This is a genomic window from Rhodococcus sp. PAE-6, from assembly GCF_025290685.1.
Classification (GTDB): Bacteria; Actinomycetota; Actinomycetes; order Mycobacteriales; family Mycobacteriaceae; genus Rhodococcus; species Rhodococcus pyridinivorans.
Genome location: NZ_JAOCLZ010000003.1, coordinates 438,280 through 463,943 on the forward strand (window position 1 = coordinate 438,280; position 25,664 = coordinate 463,943).

Annotated in this window: 18 protein-coding genes and 1 pseudogene; 8 read left to right on the forward strand and 11 right to left on the reverse strand. The window is 69.3% G+C overall.

The window, feature by feature from the left end; all coding sequences use genetic code 11:
* Positions 1-22: 22 nt before the first annotated feature.
* Complete coding sequence (locus NVV99_RS09965) at positions 23-1,246, forward strand: xylose transporter (protein WP_024102050.1); 1,224 nt, start codon at positions 23-25, stop codon at positions 1,244-1,246.
* 28 nt (positions 1,247-1,274) lie between these two features.
* Here NVV99_RS09965 and NVV99_RS09970 read toward each other — a convergent pair whose 3' ends face one another.
* Positions 1,275-2,510 carry a DUF3068 domain-containing protein gene (locus tag NVV99_RS09970; protein ID WP_260782825.1) on the reverse strand — a complete coding sequence of 412 codons (1,236 nt, stop codon included), beginning with the start codon at positions 2,508-2,510 and terminating at the stop codon, positions 1,275-1,277.
* Positions 2,511-2,756: 246 nt separating this feature from the next.
* Between NVV99_RS09970 and NVV99_RS09975 the strand changes: the two genes are divergently transcribed.
* Positions 2,757-3,929 carry an acyltransferase gene (locus NVV99_RS09975; RefSeq protein WP_024102048.1) on the forward strand — a complete coding sequence of 391 codons (1,173 nt, stop codon included), beginning with the start codon at positions 2,757-2,759 and terminating at the stop codon, positions 3,927-3,929.
* Here NVV99_RS09975 and NVV99_RS09980 read toward each other — a convergent pair.
* From NVV99_RS09980 to NVV99_RS09995, 4 genes are all read right to left on the reverse strand, one after another.
* A complete protein-coding gene (locus tag NVV99_RS09980) occupies positions 3,818-8,104 on the reverse strand; it encodes an alpha-(1->3)-arabinofuranosyltransferase (RefSeq protein ID WP_260782826.1) in 4,287 nt (1,428 codons plus the stop codon). The two genes, NVV99_RS09975 and NVV99_RS09980, sit on opposite strands and share 112 nt — an antisense overlap.
* Entirely contained in the window at positions 8,085-8,258 is a 174-nt protein-coding gene (locus tag NVV99_RS09985) for a DUF2613 domain-containing protein (RefSeq protein ID WP_006552672.1), read from the reverse strand. Before NVV99_RS09985 ends, NVV99_RS09980 begins: the two co-directional genes overlap by 20 nt.
* 140 nt (positions 8,259-8,398) lie before the next feature.
* Positions 8,399-9,481, reverse strand: a complete 1,083-nt coding sequence (locus NVV99_RS09990) for an isochorismate synthase MenF (protein WP_006552671.1) — start codon at positions 9,479-9,481, stop codon at positions 8,399-8,401.
* Positions 9,482-9,536: 55 nt separating this feature from the next.
* The gene (locus tag NVV99_RS09995; RefSeq protein ID WP_019290888.1) at positions 9,537-10,004 is read right to left on the reverse strand and encodes a universal stress protein; all 468 of its coding nucleotides are present in this window, start codon (positions 10,002-10,004) and stop codon (positions 9,537-9,539) included.
* Positions 10,005-10,117: 113 nt separating this feature from the next.
* Between NVV99_RS09995 and NVV99_RS10000 the strand changes: the two genes are divergently transcribed.
* Both NVV99_RS10000 and NVV99_RS10005 read left to right on the forward strand, forming a co-directional pair.
* Positions 10,118-11,296 (forward strand): glycoside hydrolase family 3 N-terminal domain-containing protein, encoded by a 1,179-nt coding sequence (locus NVV99_RS10000; RefSeq protein WP_024102046.1) that lies wholly within the window; start codon positions 10,118-10,120, stop codon positions 11,294-11,296.
* 75 nt (positions 11,297-11,371) lie between these two features.
* Complete coding sequence (locus NVV99_RS10005) at positions 11,372-11,980, forward strand: TetR/AcrR family transcriptional regulator (RefSeq protein WP_024102045.1); 609 nt, start codon at positions 11,372-11,374, stop codon at positions 11,978-11,980.
* 114 nt (positions 11,981-12,094) lie between these two features.
* Here NVV99_RS10005 and NVV99_RS10010 read toward each other — a convergent pair whose 3' ends face one another.
* Positions 12,095-12,952 (reverse strand): MaoC/PaaZ C-terminal domain-containing protein, encoded by an 858-nt coding sequence (locus tag NVV99_RS10010; RefSeq protein WP_219129492.1) that lies wholly within the window; start codon positions 12,950-12,952, stop codon positions 12,095-12,097.
* Positions 12,953-14,299, reverse strand: coding sequence for a 3-oxoacyl-ACP reductase (locus NVV99_RS10015; protein WP_024102043.1), 1,347 nt, complete (start codon positions 14,297-14,299; stop codon positions 12,953-12,955). It abuts the gene before it with no gap.
* Between the two features lie 124 nt (positions 14,300-14,423).
* Here NVV99_RS10015 and NVV99_RS10020 point away from each other — a divergent pair, with 124 nt between their 5' ends.
* Together NVV99_RS10020 and NVV99_RS10025 are read left to right on the forward strand one after the other, a co-directional pair.
* Complete coding sequence (locus NVV99_RS10020) at positions 14,424-15,737, forward strand: acetyl-CoA C-acetyltransferase (RefSeq protein ID WP_006552665.1); 1,314 nt, start codon at positions 14,424-14,426, stop codon at positions 15,735-15,737.
* A gap of 231 nt (positions 15,738-15,968) precedes the next feature.
* Entirely contained in the window at positions 15,969-18,551 is a 2,583-nt protein-coding gene (locus NVV99_RS10025; protein ID WP_260782827.1) for a VanW family protein, read from the forward strand.
* A 231-nt stretch (positions 18,552-18,782) separates the two neighbouring features.
* Here the strand turns inward: NVV99_RS10025 and NVV99_RS10030 are convergent, their stop codons facing one another.
* Together NVV99_RS10030 and NVV99_RS10035 are read right to left on the reverse strand one after the other, a co-directional pair.
* The gene (locus tag NVV99_RS10030) at positions 18,783-20,618 is read right to left on the reverse strand and encodes an acyl-CoA dehydrogenase (RefSeq protein ID WP_006552663.1); all 1,836 of its coding nucleotides are present in this window, start codon (positions 20,616-20,618) and stop codon (positions 18,783-18,785) included.
* A gap of 97 nt (positions 20,619-20,715) precedes the next feature.
* The gene (locus NVV99_RS10035) at positions 20,716-21,324 is read right to left on the reverse strand and encodes a bifunctional 2-polyprenyl-6-hydroxyphenol methylase/3-demethylubiquinol 3-O-methyltransferase UbiG (protein ID WP_024102039.1); all 609 of its coding nucleotides are present in this window, start codon (positions 21,322-21,324) and stop codon (positions 20,716-20,718) included.
* Between the two features lie 163 nt (positions 21,325-21,487).
* Between NVV99_RS10035 and NVV99_RS10040 the strand changes: the two genes are divergently transcribed.
* Positions 21,488-22,510, forward strand: coding sequence for a beta-ketoacyl-ACP synthase III (locus tag NVV99_RS10040; protein WP_006552661.1), 1,023 nt, complete (start codon positions 21,488-21,490; stop codon positions 22,508-22,510).
* A gap of 41 nt (positions 22,511-22,551) precedes the next feature.
* Positions 22,552-23,259: an HNH endonuclease family protein gene (locus NVV99_RS10045; protein ID WP_006552660.1), complete on the forward strand. Its 708-nt coding sequence runs from the start codon at positions 22,552-22,554 to the stop codon at positions 23,257-23,259.
* Positions 23,260-23,275: 16 nt separating this feature from the next.
* On the opposite strand, the gene NVV99_RS10050 is transcribed toward NVV99_RS10045, so the two are convergent.
* Together NVV99_RS10050 and NVV99_RS10055 are read right to left on the reverse strand one after the other, a co-directional pair.
* Positions 23,276-25,396, reverse strand: a complete 2,121-nt coding sequence (locus NVV99_RS10050) for a thiamine pyrophosphate-dependent enzyme (RefSeq protein ID WP_260782828.1) — start codon at positions 25,394-25,396, stop codon at positions 23,276-23,278.
* A 19-nt stretch (positions 25,397-25,415) separates the two neighbouring features.
* Positions 25,416-25,659, reverse strand: a pseudogene (locus NVV99_RS10055) (cytochrome P450); the annotation flags it as partial.
* Between the last annotated feature and the right edge of the window lie 5 nt (positions 25,660-25,664).

Sequence of the window (25,664 nt, forward strand, 5' to 3'; positions counted from 1 at the left end):
GACGGGAACCGCCGTCACCGGCATGACACTGGTGACGGTCGGCGCGATGACCGCGAACCTCGCGTCCTATCTGTTGCACCTGCCGGCGGGACGCTGGCTCGGGCCCGCCGGATACGGCGAGTTCGCGAGCCTGCTCGCCGCGCAGCTCGTCCTCGCCGTGCCGGCACTGGCGTTGCAGACGGTCGTCGCCCGGGAGGCCGTGCACGGCACCGGCGCCGCGGCGCTGCGTCGTCTCGGTTACCGCTGCGCCGTGCTCGCCATCGTCGTCGCGATGCTCCTCGTGCCCGTCGTGGCGTGGGCGCTCGACACGAGTGTCGGCGGGGCGTTCGGGTCGCTCGTCACCGCGCCGCTGCTCGTCCTCCTCGCCGCCGAACAGGGCCTGCTGCAGGGGCGGGGCAGGTTCGCAGCGCTCAGCGTCGTCCTGTCCGCCGCGGGCGTCGCGAAAGTGGTGCCGGCCGTGGCGGTGCTCGCCGTCGGAGGCGGCCCCGGTGCCGCGCTGTTCGCCGGGGCGCTCGGCACGGGTGCGGTCGCGCTGGCCGCGAGTGTGCTCGTGGGCCGGACGTCGGGTGGACGGACGGAACCGGTCCCGACCGCCGGGGCGGTGCTGCGTGCCTCCCAGGTGCAGCTGGCCCTCATCGCGCTCACGTCGCTCGACCTGCTGCTCGCCCGCATGCTGCTCGATCCCGATTCCGCCGGGTTGTACGCGCTGGGGGCGGTGGCGACGAAGGTCGCCTTCTGGTTGCCGCAGGCGGTCGGTGTGGTGCTCTATCCGCGGATGGCGAATCCCGCCCAGTCGGCGGCCGCGGTGCGGTCGGCGCTCACCGTCCTCGTCGCGATCGGCGCGGTGCTCGTCGCCGGCGCGGCGATCTGCGCACCGATCGTCCCGATGCTGGTCGGCGACGCCTACGGGCCGGTGCAGTCGCTGCTGTGGCTGTTCGCACTGCAGGGCGCGTGTCTGGCCGTCCTGCAGGGCGCGCTGCTGTCGGCGATCGCCGGGGAACGTACCCATCTCGCGCTCGTCGCGTGGGTGGGCCTCGCCCTCGAGGCGGTGCTGATGTTCACGGTGGCGTCGACCCTGCGGCAGTTCATCGCCGTCGCTGTCGGTGTGGCCGCCGCGACGGCCGCGGTGGTCGCGGTGCTCGCTCTGCGCGGTGCTGGGGCGACCCGGTCGTCCACGGACGACGCGGCGACCCCGTCCACCGACGAGTCACCCGCGAACGACACCGCCCCCCACCGGGATCGGTGAGGGGCGGCTCGGTTCGTCTACCGGACGATCACTCCTGCGTCGGAGGCTTCCGCAGATCGGTGCGCGGGATCTCCTGCGTTCGATCCGTCGTCCAATCACGCTGCTGCGCGTTCGGATCGGTCTGGCGCGGGATGACCTCGGTGCGGTCCTCGGTGTGATCGCGCCGCGCGCCGCCCGAATGCGCCGGGCCGACCGTGGTCGTGGCCGGGCCTGCCGGGGCGGGACCGCCGGTCGCGGTGGCGGGACGACGGTTGCCGCCACCGCGGATGCCGAGCACGAAGCCGACGATCAGCAGAATGACGCCGAGGATGCCGAGGATGATCGGCAGGGTGCGGCCGAACAGCGAGATGGTGTCCTGGCCGTCCTTGGCCTGGCCGATCTGGTACTCGATCGTCTCCTCGTCGAACGGCAGTGTCACGTTGAGGACCGTCACCTCGGGCTTGTCGGCCTCGCGGGCGTAGTACTGGTCCTGCTGCTCCTGGCCCTTGACGACGACACCGGTGACCGGGTCGACCCACAGGTCGCGGATGTTGTTGTACCAGCGGGTCATCGTGATCGGCTCGTCGCCCTCACCGACACCCCAGGTGGAGGCGGGCAGGCTGAGCTTGTAGGTCGGGACCTCGGGGTCGGCCTTCGAGAGGTCGATCGGCCCGATCTCCTGGCTGAAGTGGTAGACCTTCATGCCGTTGATCTCCTCCTCACCGACGAAGTCGATGGGGAAGTTCTCGCGAGCGTTGATGTCGTAGTACGGGTACGACTCCTGCTGGACGTCGAACGGGAACTTGTACTGCAGTCCGGCGCGGTTGTCGATCTCCACCGGCGGCTTGTCGGCGCTCACCTGGATCGTGCTCACGCGCTCCGGGAACTCCTCCTCCGAGACGGGCATGGAGGTCTTCCGGTCGATCGTGAGACGGTCGACGACGGCCGAGACCAGGCCCGTGTCCCCTTGCATGTCGAGTCGTCGCACGGTCTGGCCTGCCTGCAGCGTCATGACCTCGGCGTTCGAGGGATCCTCGACGGTGACGAAGCGCTGCGCGACGATCGGCACGTCGCGGTCGACCTGCGCGTTGCCGGCGAGCAGCTGACGGGAATTGAGGATGTCGCCCGTGCCTTCGGCGACCGTGGTCACCTCGAGATCGAGCGGTGTCGTTCTCAGCTTCCCGAGCGTGTACGTCGGCACGAGAATCGCGATCACCAGGAGGAAGGCCCCCAGGCCCACCAGAATCATTGCCAGTATCCGGCCGGAGCTCGAACGCTCAGCCATGCTTTCTCCTCACTCAACGGTCGTCATCGAGTACCCCCACCGGCAGCAGCAGGGCTGCACGGATCGCCTGGCATCCGGCCCGCGAACACCACGTGAGCTCAGACACTAACAGCCCGGTATGGCAATATGCGCGCTCGCTCGCCGCTGGGACGGATCGGTAGTCGATCTTCGTCGCTGCCGGGATCGTCCCGTGCCGGGTGATCCTGCTCTGTCCACCGCCCCCGCGACACGGCACACTGGTGCCCGATGACCACCACCACCGACCGGAACCGCAGCATGAGCGGATTCCTTCCGGCACTCGAAGGAATGCGCGGTTTCGCCGCAGTGGGCGTGTTGATCACCCACGTCGCGTTCCAGACCGGCGCGGTGCACGACCCACTGATCGGCCGGGTGTGGGCGCGGTTCGACCTCGCCGTCGCCCTGTTCTTCGCCCTGTCCGGCTTCCTGCTGTGGCGACCGCACGCCGCCGCGGCCCGCGCGCTCGGGCCGTCCCCCTCGACGACCCGCTACTTCCTCTCCCGCGCGACCCGCATCCTCCCCGCCTACTGGACCGTCGTGATCCTGGTGCTGTGGTTGCTGCCCGGCGCGGGCGGCGGCGCGACGGTGTGGTGGTCGAATCTCGCGCTCGTGCAAGTGTTCGTCCCACTGACCCTCACCGAGGGCCTCACCCAGATGTGGAGTCTGTCGGTGGAGGTCGCCTTCTATCTCGTGCTGCCGCTGCTGGCGCTGGCGGTGAGCGGGCTGCGCGGGGACGCCGCCCGCTACCGCGTCCCGCTGCTGCTCGCCGTGAGCGCACTGTCGCTGCTGTGGGCGTGGCTACCGGTCGGCACCCCCGACCACATCAACCACACCAACTGGCTGCCCGGCTATCTGCCCTGGTTCGCGGCGGGAATGATCCTCGCCGAACTCGTCACCGGCCCCGAGACGTGGATGCACCGGTTCGCGGCGCGGCGCGCGGTGATGGGAGCGATCGCCGTCGCCGCCTTCGCTGCCGCCACCACCCCGCTGGCCGGACCGGAGACGCTCACCGATCTCGCACCCACCGAATATCTCGCCAAGATCGCCCTGGGCGCGATCATGAGCTTCGCCCTGCTCGCCCCGCTGACCCTCGCACCGCGCCGCCAGCACCGCGTCCTGGCGAGCCCGGCCGCACTGGCCGTCGGACGCTGGTCGTACGGCGTGTTCATCTGGCATCTCGCGGTGCTGTCGATCGTCTTCCCCGTCTTCGGGATCCCGGCTTTTGCGGGGCACTTCTGGTTCGTCCTGACGGTGACGGTCGTGCTGAGTCTGGCCGTCGCGTCCGTCAGCTACGCCCTCGTCGAGGAGCCGGCGCGGGCCGCCTTCCACCGTTGGGACAAGGCCCGGCGCGGTACCGCCGCCAGGCCCACCGCGACCACGCCGACGAGCGCCGCGAACTGAATCAGGAACGAGTGCCCGACATATCCGTCGGGTGATCGCCACGGCCCGGTGGACAGCAGCGCCATCGCCAGCATCGTCGCGCCACCCGCGGTGCCTACGAGCACACGCGACGCCAGGACGGGGCCGCGGCGCACCGCGAGCGCACCGATCCCCACCGCGCCGGCGACCGCGACGGCGGCACCGGCCCATCCCGCGAGGAGCGTCGCGGCGACCAGCACACCGGTCAGCGCGAGAACCGACGAACCCCAGGTGCGCGGCATCGGACCCGGATCCTCGACCCGCCGCCGCGGCCACACGGCCGCCGCGAACAACGGGACGAGCAACAGCAACCCGCCGAAGATCCCGAGCCGGTACCAGCGGTCGGTCGCGAACTCGAGTGTCAGCGTCTGCTCCGGCCCGGCCGGCACGATCCAGCCCTGCTGCCAGCCGTCCACGACGACCGGCGTCGCCACGGCACCGTCCGGGGTGCGCGCCACCCAGCCGACGTTCGTGCTCTCGGGCACCACCACGAGCCGGTCCTCGTCGCCCGCCGGAACCATCACTTCGCGCAGGTTCTCCGTCCAGCGGCCCTTGTCGAGTTCCGTCGGCTCCGCGACGGGCGCGTCGGGACCGGGGACGTCGAGCCGAAGGCCCGAGACGACGAAGGCCGCACCGGGATCGACGTCGATGTCGACCCGGCCCGGGTTCATGCCGACGACGTCGGTGCCGCACAGTGTCGCGGGGACCTCCACGCCCGCCGCGAGATCGGCGACCCGCGCGGTGAGCGACGTGCGGTAGCTGCGTCCGTCGATCTCCACGACGGGTCCGCGCTCGCAGTCGACGGTCACCGTCTCGTCGTAGACGGATCCCTGTGCCCCGATCGGCCCGTCGTCGCCGAGCACCGACACCTCGGCGAGCCCGGGCGGGGTGAGTTTCGAGAAACCCAGCACTGTGCGATCGAGGGTGTCGCGCCAGTGCACCACGGTGAGTTCGATCCGGTCCGTGACGTGCGGGGTCAGATCGACGATCGTGTCGTCACCGTCGAGTTCGCGCACCTGCGGTCCGTTGCCGAGATTCACCGCGACCCGCGACGGCGCGACCGGCAGCGCTCCCAGCGCCGTCCTGATCTCCAATCCCGTGACGCGTTGTTCCTCAGGAAGCTCCAGCGTGAGCGACGGCCGCGGCGCACCCGCTTCGAGCGAGCTCTCCTCCGCGGTCCACGACGTCCGCGGGTCGCCGTCGGTGAGGGCGAACGCCGAGCCATGCAGGTCGACGACGTCGGCGTCACCGCGCGCGACGACCCGATCCGAACGGTCCGTGAGGTCCTCGAGCGCCGGCCCGGGGCGCGCGCGCAGCAGCAGTTCCGGGCGGACCCAGGTCTCCTGCGGCACGTCCAGGGTGCGGGTGAACATGCCGGGTTCCTCGGCGGAGGTGGCGAGTCCCCGCGCGCAACGGACACGGTCGTCGGTGTCGACGCAGCTGCCGCGGCCGGGGAATTCCTGGCCGAGCTGCCATCCGCGTACCGCGGCGTCCTCGACCGGGCCCGGCACCACGATGCGGCGACGGATGTCGATCGGGCGTGGTTCGTTCCGGTCGGTGAAGTCCTCGACGACCACCTCGGTGAGACCGAACTGGTTGCCGACCGTGCCGCGTTCGGTGTGCACGGACGTGATGCGGATCCACGAGGTGGTGCCCAGCGGCAGCGCGACCGTCTGTTCGCGTCCCGGTTCGTCGACGCGCACCGCCGTGCTGCCCCGGTCGGTGGACACCTCGAGCCACTTGACGGGATCGCCGAGAGCACCGGAGCTGGTCGTCAGGTGCAGCAGACCCGCTTCGATCGGCCGGTCGAGGTCGAGCTGCAGCCACTGGCCGATCGCCGATTCGAGTCCGTTGCTGTGCCAGCCGGTCGTCGGATCGCCGTCGACCACCGCGGCCGGGCTGCTTGCGACCGACGTGCCACCGAGCTGGGTGGCATCCGACGCCGCGCTGGACACGCTGATGCGGGCGCCTTCCCATTCGGCCCGGACGAGTTCGGTGTCGGGCACCGGATAGTCGGGGACGGCGTTGTGGGTGCGACGCGGGTCGTCGGCGGTCCGGATCGTCGACGAATGATGGTCGACCTGCCCGTAGTCCGTCTCGCGGTCCGTCGGGGTGTCGGTGACCGTCACCTCGTCGACGGGCAGACCCGCGCGGGCCGCGTCGGCGGCGAGGAGCGTGGGACCGACGAACTCGGGCTGCGCGGTGTTGCGGCGCAGCAGCGCTTCGGGGCCGCCCTGCACGACCGGCACGTCGGCGATGTCCACGACGTAGGGACCGACGGGTGCCGCGGCGGGTTCGGCGACGCGGTAGATCTCCACGGCCGGATAGGCAGGTCGCAGGTCGGCGTCGGTGACGAAGTCGTCGGGGTTGTCGAAGACGATGTCGTCACCGAACTCGGCGACCCGCTCGATGCCCGGCGAACCGTCGAGCGCGCGATGCACGAGTGCCGGTCGCGCGGCGGGAGAGGTGTCGGGATCGAGGTCGTTGCGCACCACCAGGAAGCCGATGCCCTGACCGCGCAGGGTCGCGGCGAGACCGACGGACGGGCGGCCGTCGGCGATGTCGCGTTGCACGGCGTCGAGGGCACGGATGGCGCCGGGTGGCACGAGCGGGACGGCGTCGCGCACCGCCCACGGCGTCGATGCGAGTGCCTGCAGCGGTTCGTCGCGGGTGAGCCCCCACATCTGGCTGCCGAACGGCGCGCCGGGAACGATGAGGGCGCGTTCGCCGCGCTCGCTCGTGTTGTCCTCGAGCCAGGCCGCCGTGGCGTGCCAGTGCTCGGGGACCTCGTCGAAAGCGCCGCGCGGAGCGAGCCGCCCGGTCCACGCGAGTGAGGTCGCGAGCGTCATCGCGACGAGGATCAGCGTCGTCACCGCGACCATCGGATTGCGTTCGGGATGCGCGAAGGCGTTCCGGGCACGCGTCCACGGCACCGATCCGGGCAGAGGAACGGCGCGCAGTAGGTGCGCGATCCCGAGCACGATCGGCAGTCGCACGAGCGGTTCGAGCTTGTGGACGTTGCGCAGCGGCGCACCGGCGGTGTCGAGGAACAACCGGACCTGCTCGGCGAACGGCGAGTCGAGCTGGCCGACGTAACCGACGCCCATGCCGACGAGACCCACCACGAGGATCAGGGTGAAACGACCGCGCGCGGGCATCGACCGCATCGCGAGACCGGCGAGACCGGCCGCGGCCAGGGCGCCGGTGACGAGGACCGCGGCCGGTTGCGTGACGAGCACGGCGCCCGCGATGCGTTCGGGGGAGACGAAGGGCGTCCAGCTGCTGGTGCCGCGCAGCACCTCGGCGAGCGACGTCCATTCGGTGGTGACACCGGACGATTCGATGAAGTCGAGGAAGGGCGGACTGACGCGACCGAGCAGCAGCAGCGGCACCATCCACCAGGTCACCGCGACGACGCACAGCGGCAGCCACCACAGGGTGAAGTGCCACCAGCGCCGGTTCGGACGGTGCGCGGCCCACCACAGCGCCGCGACGAGACAGGCCGCGGCGGTCGCGACCGCGTTGATCGCGCCCATGAGCGCCACCGCCACGGCGGACTGCGCGGCGAGCCGGCGGGCCGAGCCCGGATTCTGCGTGTTCAGATACCGCACCAGCGGCAGCAGCACCCACGGCGCCAACATCATCGGATGTGCTTCCGACGAGATGGAACCGAGCGTCGTGAGGACGCGCGGGGACAGCACGAACACCGTCGCCGCGATCAGACGGGAGCTACGGCTCCCGATACCGAGGGCTTCGGCGAGGCGGACGAGACCCCAGAATCCGGCGACGAGCAGCAGCACCCACCACACCCGCTGGGTGATCCACGGGGGGATGTGCAGCAGTTGACCCGCGGCGAAGAACGAGCCGTGCGGGAAGAAGTAGCCGTACGCCTGGTTCTGCACCTGCCCGAGCGGCGCCACACTGCTCCACTGGTGAGCGGCGCGCGTGAGGAATCCGATCGGGTTCTGCGTCAGGTCGTACTTGGTGTCGGCGACGACCAGGCCCGGAACCTGGGCGAAGGACAGGACCACCGCCACCGCGGTGACTGCGTACAGCCACCGGCGGGACAGCGGTTCGGCGGACGGGAGCTCCGTCTCGCCTCGGTACGTGCGTGAACTCGAAGCGTTGCCGGCGCCGTCAGCGGCTGCCGTACTCAACCTGGTTCAGGAGGGACGAATCGGCGTTGCCACTGCGATCGATCTGAGGACGCGAATTCTCCTGCACAGCGGCCGTTACGCCGAAGACCGCCACGGCGCCGAGTACGGCACCGACGACCACGCTACCCAGGCCCGGTCCCAGGAACTTCCCCATTCCGTCTCCCCATCTCCAGTGACGCAGGCAGTCATCGCCGGCCGCCACGCTGTCTATCGGTCCGCGTCAAACTATCACCCCGGAAGGCGGTGGCGGACGATGCGAGCCTCCGAGTCGATCTTTACCGTCGCCGCGGTGCGCTAGACGCCCAGTGCGCCGAGCAGTGTGCGCAGTTTCGCGGTGGTCTCGTCGAGTTCGGCGAGGGGGTCGGAGTCGGCCACGATGCCGCCTCCTGCCCAGGCCACGGCGCGTCGGCCGTCGGAACTGAGCTCCGCGCACCGGATGGCGACGAACCAGTCGCCGTCGCCTTGTTCGTCGCACCAGCCCACCGCGCCGCCGTAGAAGCGCCGGTCGCCCTCGACCCGGGAGATGACGTCCAGCGCGGCCTCGGTGGGGGTGCCCGCCACGGCCGGGGTGGGGTGCAGAACGTGGGCGAGGGTGAGCGCGTCGGTGTCGGGGTCGCGGAGGGTGCCGGTGATCGGCGTGGCGAGATGCCAGACATCGGGTGTCGCGGTGAGCTCGGGCTTGTCGGGGATGTCGAGGTCGCTGCACAGCGGGGCCAGTCGCGTGCGGATCCAGTCGACGACGTAACCGTGCTCGGTGAGGTTCTTGTCCGAGGTCAGCAGATCCTCACCGGCGCGGCGGTCCTCGTCCGGATCGGCCCGGCGCGCGGCGGTCCCGGCGAGGGGACGGCACGTGACGGTCTCGCCACGGCGGCTCACGAGCAGTTCGGGCGTCGCCCCGACCAGCGTGTGACCCCAATAGCGTTCGCCCGCCGCGCTCAGATCCAGCGCGTACGTCGCCGCGTCGGGATGGCGTTCGATCATGCGGGCCGCGAGAGCGAGCGGGTCGAGCGGTGCGTCGGCCTCGAGGGCGACCCGCCGGGCGGCGACGACCTTCTCCATCTCCCCGAGGGACATCTGCTCCACGAGCCGGCGCACCCGCTCGACGTGCACGCGGGGCAGTGGCAGTTCGGCGGAGATCCGCACCGGCGGCAGGTCCGACAGGTCGGGCGGGGCCTGCCACGGGCCGTCGAGGATCTCGACGTCGTCGGGCTGCGCGAGGGCCACCGGACGGTGCCGCGAGAACGGCAGTGCACCGACGACGATCGTCGCCTTACCGCTGCGGAGTGCCTGCGTGGCGGAGTGGACGTCGTCGAAGAACCGGCGGGTGCCGGTGGCGTGCACCGAGCGTTCGGTGCGCGAGAGCAGGAATCCGTCCATGGTGGATCGACAATATCCCTGCCCGCACCCGGCGCCGGTGACCCGGTGCGGGGCGTCAGCGACCCGGCGGCACGATCAGGACCGGCCGGTGACTGTGCCGGAGCACGTGATCGGCCACCGACGACTGCAACAGGGACCGCAGACCGGTGGTGCCGCGGGTGCCGGTGACGATGATGTCGACGTCCAGCTCGTCGGCGGCCTCGATGATCGCCGACCACACCGCGTTGACGACCTCGACGGTGCGGCCCTCGGCGTGCAGACCCACCGAGCGGGCCATCTCGAGCCCCTCGTCGTTGGTGATGCGCGCGTCGGACAGGGCGACGTCCTCGCTGTCCTCGTCGGGCACCCAGTCGGGTTGCATGACACCGGACAGGCCGGACATGCGGGCGGCCTGCCGGACCATCGGCTCCCAGGCGGTGACGACGACGGCACGGCACGACTCGAGGAAACGACCCGCATACTGCACGGCACGCTTCGAGTTCTCGGAACCGTCGTAGGCGATGAGGATCAGATCTGCGCCCACCGCGTACCCCCTGGGTCGGATTCGGATGCTCGGGTGCACCTTAACCCGCCGGAGCGTCCCCGGGGGAGGTTCGAGCTGTGGATCCGCGAGGTTCGTCCGCTACCGTCGGCACCATGCGGATCCGTCACACTGTCGCCGCCGTGCTCGCGGTCGCCCTCACCACCGCGGGATGCGGTTCGTCCGATTCGGGCGGCGACGACCCGGTCGAGACGACGTCCGACACCGCGCCCGCCTCGTCCACCACAGCGACCGCCACGACCACCGAGGCGACCGCGGCCGCGACGTCGGCGACCTGCGGCGACGATCTGCTCGCCCGGTTGACGCTGCGGCAGAAGCTCGCCCAGTTGCTCAACGTCGGGGTCACCGGAGCCGCCGACGCGCAGGCCGTCGTCGAATCCGAGCAGATCGGTGGCATCTTCATCGGCAGCTGGACCGACGCGTCGATGCTCACCGACCGTCTCGTGCCGCAGGTGGCCGCGCGGAGCGCATTGCCGCTCATGGTCACGATCGACGAGGAGGGCGGCCGCGTGTCGCGCGTGGGCGACCTGTTCGGGCCCGATCCGTCCGCGCGGGTGACGGCGCAGACGATGACGGTCGACGAGACCTACCGAATGGCGTTCGAACGTGGACAGGAACTGAAGTCGCTGGGCATCACGGTCGACTTCGCGCCGGACGTCGACGTGAGCAGCCAGCCCGACGACTCCGTCATCGGCGACCGCTCGTTCTCCGACGATCCCGAGGTCGTCACGCAGTACGCCGGCGCCTATGCGCGGGGACTGATCGACGCGGGCATCATGCCGGTGCTCAAGCACTTCCCGGGACACGGCTCGGCCTCCGGTGATTCGCACACCGGTGCCGTGACCACCCCGCCGATCGAGCAACTGCAGCAGAGCGATCTCGTGCCGTACCGCAGCCTGGTCTCGCCCGAGGTGGGCGTCATGCTCGGCCACCTCGACGTGCCGGGTCTGACCGGCGGGCTGCCCGCGAGCATCAGCCCGGCAGCGGTGGACCTGCTCCGCTCGGGTGCCTACGGCGGCCCCGCCTTCGGTGGCGTGATCTTCACCGACGATCTGTCGGGGATGCGCGCGATCACCGACACCTACGGCATCACCGAGGCCGTCGAGGCCGCGATGGTGGCGGGCGTGAACCAGGCACTGTGGCTGACCACCGACGAGGTGCCCGCCGTGCTCGACCATCTCGAGCAGGTCGTCGCGGAGGGCACGCTCTCACCGGAATGGGTCGACGAGTCGGTACGGACCGTGACACGCGCGAAGGGCGCTCTGGACTGCTGAAATGTCGCAGGTTGCTTCGACCGCAGGCTTCCTACCGTAGAGTAAGAACTTCATTCGAGGAGTCCGGGAGGAGTCATGGCGGGCGGAACCAAGCGACTGCCGCGTGCGGTCCGCGAGCAACAGATGCTGGACGCCGCCGTCGAAGTGTTCTCCGAGCACGGTTTCCACAACACATCCATGGACGCCATCGCGGCGCGGGCGTCGATCTCCAAGCCGATGCTCTACCTGTACTACGGGTCGAAGGACGAGTTGTTCGCGGCGTGTATCGCCCGCGAAGGGCAGCGGTTCGTCGAGGCACTCACACCGGCGGGCGACCCCACCCTCGCCCCGCGTGAACAACTGCGGGTCGCGCTCGAGTCGTTCCTCGGCTTCGTCGACGAGCACCGGCCGTCGTGGATGGTCCTCTATCGTCAGGCGCTGTCGCAGCAGGCCTTCGCGCCCCAGGTGCAGGGCAGCCGCGACCGGCTGATCGAACTCACCGCGCACCTGCTCGAATCGAGCACGCGCGATCCGGAACCCGACACGAACTTCACGATCATGGCCGTCGCGCTCGTCGGTGCCGGTGAGGCCGTCGCCGATCGCATCGCCGGCGGTGAGATCGATGTGCAGCAGGCAGCGGATCTGCTCGAGAACCTCGCGTGGCGCGGTCTCGCGGGACGCAAGCGCTCCGATCGGATGCACTGATCCGTCCCGCCGGGAACACCTCGGCCACAAGGATATTCACCGCACGAGGGTTCGGGCGGGGCGGGACGCCCCCATCGCGTCCCGCCCCGCCCGAAATCTCGGTGATTCCCCGCCCTACCGCAGGGTGGCGGTCAGGTGCGGGTACTGCTTCTTCGGATGCCGCAGTGCCAGATCCCATCCGTCGGCGACGTGCTGCGCGTACAGGCTCAGCGACGACGGCAGCAGGACCGGCTTCCCGAATCGCACCGCGTAGGTCACCTTGCCGGGGATCCGTCCCTCGACGGCCGAGAGGGTGGCCGCCGCGCTCCACATGCCGTGGGCGATGGTCTTCGGGAATCCGAAGGCCTTGGCGCCCAGGGTCGACACGTGGATCGGGTTGCGGTCACCGGAGACCGCCGCATAGCGGTCGATGACCTTCTGGTCGACCCGCAGTGTGGAGGTGGGGACCGGGGGGATCTCCTCCTCCTTCGGCTCCGGCTTGGGCTGACCCGACAGCGACGTGCGCTGCTGGTGCAGGAAGGTCGACGTCTGCCGCCACACCAACTCGCGTCCGACGTTGACCTCGCTGACGAGATCGACGAGCAGGCCCTTACGGTGTTCGCGCATGTTCTCCGCGTGCACCGCGATGTCGAGCGGCTCGGTGACCGAGATCGGCCGGAACTGCTCGATCACGTTCTCGGCGTGCACCGAACCGACGGCGGCGAACGGAAAGCCCTTCGACACCATCAGTTTCATCACGAGCGGGAACGTGAGGATGAACGGATAGGTCAGCGGCAGGCTGTCGCCGAACCGCAACCCGCACACCTTGGTGTACTCGGCGAGATCGTCGGGATCGACCTTCAGCGACCGCAGGACCAGGACGTCCTCGGGCAGACTGTCGCCCGACGCGCCCACCACGGGCAGCGCCCCGAGTACGGCCCGGCTGTAGATGTCGAAGGTCGACGGCAGCGAGGGCAGTTCGATCCGTGCCATCTAGGCCCCCAGCATGGACTGGCCGCACACGCGCACGACCTGCCCGGTCACGGCGCTCGACGCGGGGTTCGCGAACCACGCGACGGTCTCGGCGACGTCGACGGTCTCACCGCCCTGCTGCAGCGAGCTCATCAGACGACCGGCCTCGCGGGTGGCGACCGGGATCGCGGCCGTCATGGCGGTCTCGATGAAGCCCGGAGCGACGGCGTTGACGGTGATCTTCTTGTCGGCGAGCGCCTCGCTGGTCGCCTGGACGAGGCCGATGACACCGGCCTTCGAGGCGCCGTAATTGGTCTGGCCGCGGTTACCGGCGATACCGGCGATCGACGACACGTCGATGACCCGGCCACCCTCCTTCAGCGCGCCCTTCTCGACGAGCACGTCGGTGATCTTCCGCGGGGCGATCAGATTCACGCCCATCACGGAATTCCAGCGAGCGGCGTCCATGTTGACGAGCAGCTTGTCGCGGGTGATGCCGGCGTTGTGGACGATGATGTCGGCGCCGCCGTGACGCTCGAGCAGGTGAGCGGCGAGCTTCTCGCCGGCGTCGGGGGCGGTGACGTCGAGCGCGAAGGCGGTGCCGCCGACCTTGTTGGCGGTCTGCGTCAGCGCGTCGCCTGCAGCGGGGACGTCGGCGGCGACGACGGTCGCGCCGTCGCGGGCGAGGACCTCGGCGATCGTCGCGCCGATGCCGCGGGCCGCGCCGGTGACGACCGCGACCTTGCCGGCAAGCGGACGGTCCCAGGACTCGGGGGCGGTGGCGTCGCCCTCACCGATACGGATCACCTGGGCGTCGACGAAGGCCGACTTCGCCGAGAGCAGGAAGCGCAGCGTCGACTCCACGCCGGTCAGGCCGGTCGCGGCCTTCGGGGAGACGTAGACGAGCTGCACGGTGGCACCGCGACGCAGTTCCTTGCCGACGCTGCGCGTGAAGCCCTCGAGGGCGCGCTGGGCGATGCGCTCGTCGACCGACCCGGCCTCCTCGGGCGTGGTGCCGAGGACGACGACGCGGCCGCTCGGGGCGAGATTGCGCAGGGTGGGCTGGAAGAACGTGAAGAGCTGTTCGAGCCCCGCGGGGTCGGTGATGCCGGTAGCGTCGAAGACGAGTGCGCCGAACTTCGTGTCGGACGGCTCGGCGAACGTGTAGTCGCTCAGGAGGTTGCGGATCGGTTCGACCAGGCGGCCGTTGCCGCCGAGCAGGACGGGGCCGGGGAGCGGGGGCTCGCCGGGCTGGTAGCGCCGGAGCTTCTCGGGCTGTGGCAGACCGAACTGCTTGGCGAGGAACGCTCCGGGTGCGGACGAGATGAGCTGGGCGTAGAGCTTGGGTGCGCCCTTGGCTTCGGCCACGATTCCACCTTCTTCGATTCGGTCGTCGGTGCAGTGTTCGACAGCAAGCGTGTTCGACAACAAACTTACCCGTGAGTAAGAATAGTAGCCAGAATTCGAATCCGTCCGAAACCGGGAGACACCAGTGACCACCAAAGCCCGTTCCACGCAGCAGCGCCGTGTCGCCGTTCTCGGAGGCAACCGGATCCCGTTCGCCCGGTCCGACCGCAAGTACGCCCGCGCGTCCAACCAGGACATGTTCACCGCCACCCTCGACGGTCTCGTCGGCCGCTTCAACCTGCAGGGTGAGCGCCTCGGTGCCGTCGTCGGCGGTGCGGTCCTCAAGCACGCCCGCGACTTCAACCTCGTCCGCGAGAGCGTGCTCGGCAGCGCGCTGAGCCCCTACACCCCGGCCTGGGATCTCCAGCAGGCCTGCGGCACCGGCCTGCAGTCGATCATCGCGGTCGGCGACGCCATCGCCGCCGGACGGATCGAGGCGGGTATCGGCGGCGGCGTCGACACCACCTCCGACGCCCCGATCGCCGTGAACAACCAGCTCCGCGAGTTCCTGCTCTCCCTGAACCGGGCCCGCACCACGGCCGACCGGGTCAAGCTGCTCGGCAACGTCCGCCCGTCGATGCTCGGCATCGAGATCCCGCGCAACGGCGAGCCGCGTACCGGCCTGTCGATGGGTGAGCACGCCGCGATCACCGCCAAGGAATTCGGTGTCTCCCGCGAGGCGCAGGACGAACTGGCCGTGGCGAGCCACCGCAACATGGCCGCCGCCTACGACCGGGGCTTCTTCGATGACCTCGTCACCCCGTTCCTCGGGCTGACCCGCGACGACAACCTGCGTCCCGACTCGTCGGTCGAGAAGCTGTCGACGCTGAAGCCGGTCTTCGGCACCAAGCTGGGCGACGCCACCATGACCGCCGGTAACTCGACGCCGCTCACCGACGGCGCGTCGGCCGCGTTGCTGGCGAGCGAGGAGTGGGCCGCCGAGCGTAAGCTCCCCGTGCTTGCCTACCTCGTCGACTCCGAGACCGCCGCGGTCGACTACATCCACGGTGGCGACGGGCTGCTCATGGCACCCACCTACGCCATCCCGCGCCTGCTGCAGCGCAACGGCCTGACCCTGCAGGATTTCGACTTCTACGAGATCCACGAGGCGTTCGCTTCCGTGGTGCTCGCCACCCTCCAGGCGTTCGAATCGGAGGAGTACTGCAAGGGCAAGCTGGGCCTCGACGCCCCGCTCGGCTCGATCGACCGCAGCAAGCTCAACGTCAACGGCTCGTCGCTCGCGGCCGGCCACCCGTTCGCCGCGACCGGCGGCCGGATCGTGGCCTCGCTGGCCAAGATGCTGCACGAGAAGAAGCAGGAGACCGGCAAGCCCGTCCGCGGCCTGATCTCCATCTGCGCCGCAGGTGGACAGGGTGTGACGGCGATTCTCGAGGCCTGATCGATACCCCTCGGAAGTCGTTGAGAGAGGAAAGTTCCGTTCGGTGTGTAACGCTCCGCGACGGACAGCGATAGACCCATCGACCCCGCGCTGCTGCCTGACCCCCGACCTGGTAGCAACGCGGGGTCTTCGCATTCCGGGCGCAGCCGCTCTGAACCGGGGCACTACCCTTGAAAGCAGGTAGTCGGCGCGCGAATTCGAAGGCGTGCCCAGCTTTGCGAAGGGATCTGGGTGAGCGGCAGCAACGGGACCGACGAGTCCCCTCACGAGCACGACGACGCACGGACCGAGAACATCGGTTCGTCGCCGGAATCCGCTCGTGAGGGTGAAGGCGCGTCGGCTCCTACCGAGCGGTTCGAAGCGGTCGATCCTCACCGGGAGGTGGCCGAGGCGAAGGCGAGCAGTGTCACCGAGTCGCAGGCGAGCAGTGTCACCGAGTCGCAGGCGAGCAGTGTCACCGAGTCGCAGGCGAGTGATGTGACCGAGTCGCAGGCGAGCAGTGTCACCGAGTCGCAGGCGAGTGATGTGACCGAGCCGCAAACCGAGGCCCCGGCTGCCTCGCAGGCTCCCACAGAGGTCCGAGCCGATGGCACGAACCAGGCGGCTCCCACCGGTGCTGACGAACCCCCGACCCAGAAGGTCCATCCCTCGGAGGAGCCCACCGCGGTCATCCCGGTCGTCGCGCCGGGAAACCGGGCACCGGGTGACGGATCGTCCGCCGCCACCGATCGGCTCCTCCGTTTGCAGGGGCAACAGAACCCGGCACAGCCCGGTCCCGAACAGGCGGGGGCTCCCGTCCCACCCACGTCGACGGCAATGCCCTCGGCCGCCCACCCACCGCAAGGCGACCAGCCGACCCAGCAGATGCAGGCGGGTCCGCCGCCGCAGGGACCGCCTCCTGTCACTCCTCCGCCCACCGGCGGACCGCGAGGTTCCGGCGGAGACGGCGACGAACCGGGCAAGTCTGGATCGAATCTGCCCCGGCGCACGATCGCGCTCGTCGTCGGTGGCGTCGTCGCACTGTTCGCCGTGTTCTACGTGGCCGATCTGGCGTTGTCGTCGGGCAAGGTGCCGCGCGGTGTCACCGTCGCAGGTGTCGAGATCGGCGGCATGTCGCTCGACGCGGCGGAGGCAGAGCTCACCGAACAACTGACGCCGCGGCTCGACATGCCCGTCGACGTCACCGCCGGCGACACTCAGGGGCAGATCGTGCCCTCGGAGGCCGGGATCGGGATCGACTGGCCCGCGACCCTCGACCAGGTGGGTTCGCAGCCGCTCAATCCGTTCACGCGACTCGCGTCGTTCTTCGGGAACGACGAGGTCGGCGTGGTCTCCACACGCGACGAGGTCGCCCTGTCCGCAGCCATCGAAAAGGCCGCCGCTGCCGCCGCGCACGAACCGCGCGAGGGCAACATCGTCTTCGAGGACGGCACACCCGTTCCGGTGACGCCGCAGCCCGGCCAGCAGCTCGACGTCGCAGTCGCGGGCGACGTCTTCGCCGAGCGCTGGCCTTACGGTGATGTCTCGCTGCCCGTCGAGAGCGTCGACGTCACCGTCACCCGCGAGGGCCTCGACCGGGCGCTGGCGGAGGTCGCCGTTCCGGCCGTGGCACAGGATCTGGTCGTCCGGGGACTCGACGGGGCCGTCGGTGTGCTGCCGCGCGATGCGGTGGGCGCTGTCCTGTCGTTCGTGCCGGACGGTTCGGGCGGACTCGAACCGCAGTACGACACCGAGGCCGCGATCGGCGTCCTGGCGCCGCAGCTCGCCCCGTCGGAGACCGAACCGAAGGATGCGCGGATCGTCCTCGACGGTGGTCGTCCGACGATCGTGCCCAGCGAGACCGGCGAGATGGTCGACTGGCCCGTCACCCTCGAGAGGTTGCCCGACCTGCTGAAGGAAGCGGGCGACCGCAGCACCGACGCGGTGTACAGGAAGGCCGAACCCGAACTCACCACCGAAGGCGCCGAGAAGCTCGGCATCAGGGAAGTGGTCTCGGAGTTCACCACCAGCGGCTTCGAATACGCTTCCGGCGTCAACATCCGGCTGGCCGCGCAGGAGATCAACGGCGCCATCGTGAAGCCGGGGGAGACCTTCTCCTTCAACGACTACACCGGTCCGCGCGGTGCGGCTCAGGGGTACATCGAGTCGGGCATCATCGAGGCCGGACGTCCCGGTAAGGCCGTGGGCGGTGGCATCAGCCAGCTCGCGACCACCCTCTACAACGCGACCTACTTCGCCGGGATGGAGGACGTCGAGCACACCGAGCACAGTTACTACATCTCCCGGTACCCGGCGGCCCGCGAGGCCACGATCTACGACGGCGCCATCGACCTGAAGTTCCGCAACCCGTTCGACACGGGCGTCCTGATCCAGACGATCGGCACGAGCTCGGACATCACGGTGCGCATCTGGGGCACCAAGACCGTCGACGTCCAGTCGGTCACCGGCAACCGCACGAACTTCACCTCGCCCAACACGATCACGTTGCCCGCCGGTTCGGCCTGCATTCCGTCGAGCGGCGCGCAGGGCTTCACCGTCACCGACACCCGGATCGTCACCGACGCACGGACGGGCGCGCAGATCTCGAGCGCGACCCGCACGGTCCGGTACGACCCGGTCCCGATCGTGAAGTGCATCAGCCCCGAACCGGAACCGAGCGACGAGCCCTCGGGCGGCGGCGACGACGCGACCTCCGGCGACACCGGATCGGAGGACGCCGAGGCCGAGGACGCACCGGCGCCCGCACCCGAATCGCCTGCGGCCGAAGCGCCGGCAGTCGAGGCACCTGCAGCGGGTGGAACCGAAGAGGAGTAGCGGACGTCCTCGAAACTTCGGGGAGGTTGTGTGCGGTTCCGGTGAAGGAACACGCACACAACCTCCCCTTACTTCGTCACTCCGGAAGCGGCACCACGTCGGGGATCTGGCCGTCGAGGATGCGGAGCTGCTCCCGAGAAACGACGAGACCGACGTCGTGTGCGAAATCCGTGGGGGAAATCGCGCACAACGTCGGTCTCGTCTATCGCGCTACCGCCGTGAGCGGTTCGATCAGAACGCTGCTTCGTCGAGCTCCATGATGTCGAGGTCGACGTCGGTGATGATCTGACGCGCGACGCTCAGCTCCGGCAGGACGTTCTTGGCGAAGAAGGACGCGGCCGCGACCTTGCCCTCGTAGAACGCCTTGTCCGAGGCATCGACGCCGGCATCGAGCGCGGAGAGAGCGATCTCGGCGTGCTCGAGCAGCAGCCAGCCGATCATCAGGTCGCCGAACGCCTCGAGGAAGCGGACCGAACCGAGGCCGACCTTGTACAGCTCGGTGGGCTGTTCCTGCGCACCCATGAGGTACTGGGTGAGCGTCGCGACCATCGTCTGGGTCTCGCCGAGCGCGGTGGCCAGGAGCGTGCGCTCCTTCTTCAGACGCTGGTCGGCGTCGTCGCGCTCGACGAACTTCTTGATCTCACCGGCGATGTGGGCGAGCGCCACGCCACGGTCGCGGGCGATCTTGCGGAAGAAGAAGTCCTGCGCCTGGATGGCCGTGGTGCCCTCGTACAGCGAGTCGATCTTCGAGTCGCGGATGTACTGCTCGATCGGGTAGTCCTGCAGGAAGCCCGAACCGCCGAGGGTCTGGAGCGAATCCTTCAGGTACTGGTAGGCCCGCTCGGAGCCGCAACCCTTGACGACCGGCAGCAGCAGGTCGTTGATGCGGTGCGCGAGAGCGGCGTCGGCACCCGAGACCTGCTCGGCGACGACGTCGTCCTGGTGCGCCGCGGTGTACAGGTACACGGCGCGCAGACCCTCGGAGTAGGCCTTCTGCATCGCCAGCGAACGCCGCACGTCCGGGTGGTGCATGATCGACACGCGCGGGGCGGTCTTGTCGGACATCTGGGTCAGGTCGGCGCCCTGGATGCGCTCCTTGGCGTAGTCGAGGGCATTGAGGTAGCCGGTCGACAGGGTCGCGATGGCCTTCGTGCCGACCATCATGCGGGCGTGCTCGATGACGTCGAACATCTGTGCGATGCCGTTGTGAACCTCGCCGACGAGCCAGCCCTTGGCCGGAACGCCGTGGCCACCGAAGGTGACCTCGCAGGTCGCGGAGGCATTGAGGCCCATCTTGTGTTCGACGTTGGTGACGAACACGCCGTTGCGCTCGCCCAACTCGTCCTTCTCGAAGTCGAAGTGGAACTTCGGGACGAAGAACAGCGACAGGCCCTTGGTGCCGGGGCCGGCACCCTCGGGGCGGGCGAGGACGAGGTGGAAGATGTTCTCGAACAGGTCGTCGGAGTCGGCCGAGGTGATGAACCGCTTGACACCTTCGATGTGCCAGGAGCCGTCGTCCTGCTTGATCGCCTTGGTGCGACCGGCGCCGACGTCGGAGCCGGCGTCGGGCTCGGTGAGGACCATGGTGGCGCCCCAGCCGCGCTCGACGCAGGTGGCGGCCCACTTCTTCTGCTCATCGGTGCCGTTGTCGTAGAGCACGCCTGCGAAGGCGGGGCCGGCCGCGTACATGAAGGCCGCGGGCTGGGCGCCGAGCATCATCTCGTTGACGGCCCACAGGAGGCTGCGCGGTGAGTCGGTGCCGCCGAGCTCCTCGGGGATGCCCATGGACCAGTAACCGGCGTCCCACCAGGCGCGGAACGACTTCTTGAACGGCTCGGGAAGCGACACCGAATGGGTCTCGGGGTCGAAGACCGGCGGGTTGCGGTCGGCGTCGGCGAAGCCTTCGGCTGCCGGCCCCTCGGTCAGTGTCTTGACCTCGGCGAGGATGCCGCGCGCGGTGTCCTCGTCCAGGTCGCCGAACTTGCCTGCTTCGAGGACCTTCTGAATCTTCAGGAACTCGAAGAGGTTGAACTCGAGGTCGCGGAGGTTGCTCTTGTAATGGCCCATGTCGTCGGTGTCTCCCAGTGTGGTGCGGTCCAGCTGGCTTCAAGTACCGCCCAAGTTATTACTCGTCGGTAACATCTCCATGTTACTCGTCGGGCAACTAACTGCCAAGAGGTGGTTTGCTCGCCACGACGAGCGCGTCGATCGCGGTTCCCGCATCGGTTTCCCGATATCGCCGTTCGGCAATCCTGATGTCCAATCTGCCGTCGATTTCCTCGACGAGATCGGTTGGTGTGTAGAGGATTTCCTTGTCCTGGGGTCCGCCCACTCCTTCGTCGGGATTTATTGCGTCGTGCCCCAGGAATATGAGGATTCCTTCAGGTTTCAGTGAATTGATCGCGTGGTCGAGAAGCGCCTTCCGCTGTGGCGGAGGAAAATGCAGGAAGACCGAGAGGATCAGGTCATATTCTCCGTCGAACGAGTCGGCCGTCACATCCGCGCGGACGTAGCGGAGCCGGTCTCGTGAGCGGGACGGCGCCTGCGCAGCGACCTGCCGGGCCTTGTCGAGGGCGACCTCGGAGAAGTCGACGCCCACGACTTCCCATCCGCGCGTCGCCAACCACAGGGAGTGACGACCTTCACCGCAGCCGAGATCGAGGGCGCGACCGTGCGGTAGCGACGCCACGTGTTCGACGATCACCGGATTGGGCGGCGCGCCCCAGATCAGTTCCGACGCCGCGTACTTCTCGTTCCAGGCCTGTGCATCCATGACCGCGACGCTAGCCTCGCGTGGCGATTGGGACCCCCGCTTGCGGTGAGGGTTACGGAAGCGCATCGTCGGGGTGGCGCTGTGACGAAATCGTGACCTGCGATATCGTTGACCGGATGCGATGTGCCGACACGCGGTACGTCGAGGAGGAGGAGTTCGTCTGATGGGTGCACAGATCGCTGTCCCTGCCCCGCTGAGGAACAGCGCGCTGCTCGGTCTGGGTGTGCACCGCCCCGAGCGCATCGTCACCAACGACGAGATCTGCCAGCAGATCGACTCGAGCGACGAATGGATCCAGTCGCGCTCCGGCATCAAGGAGCGCCGCTTCGCGAAGCAGCATCCGGAGGAGTCGGTCGTCGACATGGCGACGAGCTCCGCCGAGCAGGCCCTCGTGGCCGCCGGCCTCACGGGTGCGCAGATCGACACCGTGATCGTCGCGACCTCCACCTACCCCTTCCAGACCCCGCAGGCGGCAGCTCTCGTCGCCGACCGCATCGGCACCGGCGGTGCCGCGGCGCTCGACATCCAGGCCGGCTGCGCGGGCTTCTGCTACGCCCTCGGTGTCGCCTCCGATCTCGTGCGCGCCGGAACGGCCGAGCACGTGCTCGTCGTCGGTGTCGAGCGCATGAGCGACACCACCGAGCCCACCGATCGCTCGGTGCGCTTCATCTTCGGCGACGGGGCCGGTGCCGTGGTCGTCGGCCCGTCCGACGAGGTCGGCGTCGGTCCCACCGTCTGGGGCTCCGACGGTTCGCAGGCCAACGCGATCCGTCAGGAACCCGACTGGGTCGATTTCGCCACCAACCCGGACCAGAAGCGTCCCTGGATCATCATGGAGGGCACCGCGGTCTTCCGCTGGGCCGCCTTCGAGATGAGCAAGTTCGCCCGGCAGATCGCCGACAAGGCCGGCGTGGCCCTCGCGGACCTCGACGCCTTCGTCCCGCACCAGGCCAACCTGCGCATCAACGACGTCATCGTCAAGCAGCTCGAACTGCCCGAGACCGTCGCGGTCGCCGACGACATCATCGAGACCGGCAACACCTCCGCCGCGTCCATCCCGCTGGCGATGGAGAAGATGCTGCGCACCGGCCAGGTCGGGGTCGGATCCACCGCGCTGCTCCTCGCGTTCGGTGCCGGCCTGTCCTATGCGGGCCAGGTCGTGAAGATGCCCCCGCTCGCGAAGTAGGAAGCAGCGGTAGCAATACGACTTCGTAGCAGTATCGACATATGGCGAGTATTCGCACGTCGTCCGTTCCCCGTTGGGTCTGGATCCTGTGCTTCGTCGTGGTCTCCGTGGCCGTCGTCCTCCTCGAACCGATCGGGGACGACGAGCCGGGCGGTACCGGCGGGGGCACGGTCGAGAACCCCTCCGAAGCCCTCGAGGCGCTGGAGGCACTGCCCGTCCGGCCCGCCGAATCGCAGAGCGGCTACGACCGCTCACTGTTCGGCTCGGCGTGGACCGACGAAGTGACCGTCGACCTGGGGCGCAACGGCTGCGACACTCGTAACGACATCCTGCAGCGCGATCTCGTCGACGTCTCCTTCGAGCCCGGGAAGAAGCAGTGCACGGTCACTGCCGGCACGCTCGAGGACCCGTACACGGGGAAGACGATTTCCTTCCGTCGCGGGGTCGAGACCTCGTCCGCCGTGCAGATCGACCACGTCGTCGCCCTGTCGGATGCGTGGAAGAAGGGCGCCCGCCATCTCGACGACCAGCAGAAGCGGAATCTTGCGAACGATCCGCGCAACCTGATCGCCGTCGACGGCCCCACCAACCAGGGCAAGGGCGACTCCGACGCGTCGGAGTGGCTGCCGCCGAATACCGCCTTCCATTGCGAGTACGTCGTGCGGCAGATCGAGGTGAAGACGACCTACGAACTGTGGGTCACCCAGGCTGAACACGACGCGATGTCGCGGATCCTCTCCTCCTGCTGATACCGCTTCCTGCTGATCACGCCTCCAGCAGGGCCCGCGCGATGTCATCCTCCGACATCAGTACGTGCGCCGCGGCCGGCCCGAGGGGCACGTAGCTGTCGTGGGAGGAGACCCGCGTGATCCGGCCCTGCCACGCATCGTCGACGAGCGTCGCGACGACCGATTCCGCGACACCTCCGCTGCGGCGCGTCTCGTCGACCACCACCACGCGCTCGAAGCGGCGGACGTGCTCGAGCAGCGCGGTCGTCGGCAGCGGCGACAACCACTGCAGGTCGAGGACGGTTGCCGCGACTTCCGCGCGACGGACGGCACGCAGACTCATCGGCACCCCGTTCCCGAAAGTCACCACCAGCACGTCGCGCCCGTCGCCGTAGACGCACACCGATCCCGGTGGAAGCCCGGCGGTGTCGGGGATCTGCTGCCACAGTCCGTCGCCCTCGTCGTAGAGGTCGCGCCGGTGGTACAGCGCGATCGGTTCCAGGTAGACGCACACCCGGCCCTCCTGACGAGCCAGCTCGACGCACGTGCGCAGCAGGGCGCCGGCCGTGGCGGGTGAACTCGGCACGGCCAGCACGAGACCGGGGATGTCGCGCAGCACGGCGACGGAATTGTCGTTGTGGAAGTGCCCGCCGAAGCCGCGCTGGTAGGGCAGGCCCGCGATGCGCACGACCATCGGATTGCGGTACCGCCCGTCGGAGAAGAACGCCAGACTCGCCGCCTCCCCGCGCAACTGGTCCTCGGCGTTGTGCAGGTAAGCCAGGTACTGGATCTCCGGGATCGGCAGCATGCCCGCGACGGCGAAGCCCAGCGCGGTGCCGAGGATCGTCTGCTCGTCGAGCAGGGTGTCGAACACGCGCAGGCGCCCGAAGCGCTCCTGCAGCCCTCGGGTGACGCCGTAGACCCCGCCTTTGAGGCCGACGTCCTCGCCGAACACGCAGGCGTGGGGATCCTCCTCGAGGAGCTGTCCGAGCGTGCGGGTGACGGCCCGGGCGAGCGTGAGCGGTTCACCGGCAGGATGCGGATCGTCGTCGACGAGCACGAGCCCGGATTCGAGCGGGCGCATCACGTCGGCGGCGGTCGCCAGTCGCGGCGGCCGGGTCAGTGAGTCCGCGACGGAGCCGACTTCGACCCGTATCCGCTCGTACCGGTCGAGAACCCCTGCCGCATCGAGCATTCCGCGTGCGACGAGTTCACGGGCCGTACCCACCAGTGGGTCCCGCTCGTGGTCCGCGGCAAGATCCGACGGGCTGCGGTAGGCCGACTCGACGTCGGAACCGGCATGGCCGAGGAAACGCACTGCCCGCACGTGCAACAGGACCGGAGCCCGGGTCGTGCGCACCGTCTCCACGGCATCGGTTGCGGCAGCGAGCATCTCCACCGCATCGGCGCCGTCCACCGACCGGTACTCGATCCCCGGATACGACGACAGCGACCGCTCGAGCCAGCCGGGCGGGGTGGGCACACTGATGCCGAGTCCGTTGTCCTCACACACCAGCAGCAACGGCAACGGCAACCCGCGGTGCCGGCAGTAGGCGGCCGCGTTCAGGGCGCCGACGGCCGTCGAATGGTTCGCCGAGGCATCACCGAAACTGCACACCACCACCGAATCCCACGGCCACGCCGCGTCGAGCCCGAGTCGCTGCATCCGCGGTAGCGCGAGGGCGAGACCGACGGCCCGCGGCAGGTGCGAGGCGATGGTCGACGTCTGCGGCAGGATGTTCAGGCCGGCGTTGCCGAACACCTTGTGCCGGCCCGCCGAGATCGGATCGAGCGTGGACGCCGCACATCCGGCGAGCACGTCGCGGATCGGGGTGCTGTCCTCGACGAGCGACGCGCGAGCCGCGTAGAAACCGCCCGAACGGTAGTGCAGCAGAGCGGGATCCGTCACCCGCGTGCACAGGCCCAGCGCGGCGTTCGATTCGTGGCCCGCCGATGCGATGGTGTAGAAGCCTTCGCCGCGTCCCTGCAGGGTGCGGGCCGCGACATCGAGGTGCCGCGACTGCACCTGGGCGTCGAAGTACCGCACCAACAGGTCGCCGTCGACCCGCCGGTCGACCGGACGCGTCGGCGGTGCGTGCCCGGGCAGAGCGCGCACCGCGGTGACGAAACGTTCGTCGAGTTCGTCGGCGGCGGTCACTCCTTCTTTCTACGCCCGATCACCTCGGAAAGAGGTGGATCGGCCCCCCGTCGTTCGGGAACGGCAACGACGTGAAGTTCATCGGCGCGACGTAGTCGGCCGGCACGTGCCAGCGGAACGCAACAGCAGATGGTGCAGCACCGTCTTGATCTCCGCTCCCGAGAAATGCATGCCCAGGCACCGATGCGCGCCACCGCCGAAGGGCGCCCACGCGCGTACTTGTGCACCTTGTCCTCGCGGCGCTCCGGCGAGAACCGCTCGGGAAGCG

Coding starts and splice junctions, on each gene's coding strand:
- NVV99_RS09975 (WP_024102048.1), top strand. CDS start 2,757: ATGACCACCACCACCGACCGGAACCGCAGCATGAGCGGATTCCTTCCG.
- NVV99_RS10040 (WP_006552661.1), top strand. CDS start 21,488: ATGGGTGCACAGATCGCTGTCCCTGCCCCGCTGAGGAACAGCGCGCTG.
- NVV99_RS10045 (WP_006552660.1), top strand. CDS start 22,552: ATGGCGAGTATTCGCACGTCGTCCGTTCCCCGTTGGGTCTGGATCCTG.
- NVV99_RS10010 (WP_219129492.1), bottom strand. CDS start 12,952: ATGGCACGGATCGAACTGCCCTCGCTGCCGTCGACCTTCGACATCTAC.
- NVV99_RS09965 (WP_024102050.1), top strand. CDS start 23: ATGACACTGGTGACGGTCGGCGCGATGACCGCGAACCTCGCGTCCTAT.
- NVV99_RS10035 (WP_024102039.1), bottom strand. CDS start 21,324: ATGGATGCACAGGCCTGGAACGAGAAGTACGCGGCGTCGGAACTGATC.
- NVV99_RS10030 (WP_006552663.1), bottom strand. CDS start 20,618: ATGGGCCATTACAAGAGCAACCTCCGCGACCTCGAGTTCAACCTCTTC.
- NVV99_RS10005 (WP_024102045.1), top strand. CDS start 11,372: ATGGCGGGCGGAACCAAGCGACTGCCGCGTGCGGTCCGCGAGCAACAG.
- NVV99_RS09985 (WP_006552672.1), bottom strand. CDS start 8,258: ATGGGGAAGTTCCTGGGACCGGGCCTGGGTAGCGTGGTCGTCGGTGCC.
- NVV99_RS09970 (WP_260782825.1), bottom strand. CDS start 2,510: ATGGCTGAGCGTTCGAGCTCCGGCCGGATACTGGCAATGATTCTGGTG.
- NVV99_RS09990 (WP_006552671.1), bottom strand. CDS start 9,481: ATGGACGGATTCCTGCTCTCGCGCACCGAACGCTCGGTGCACGCCACC.
- NVV99_RS10000 (WP_024102046.1), top strand. CDS start 10,118: ATGCGGATCCGTCACACTGTCGCCGCCGTGCTCGCGGTCGCCCTCACC.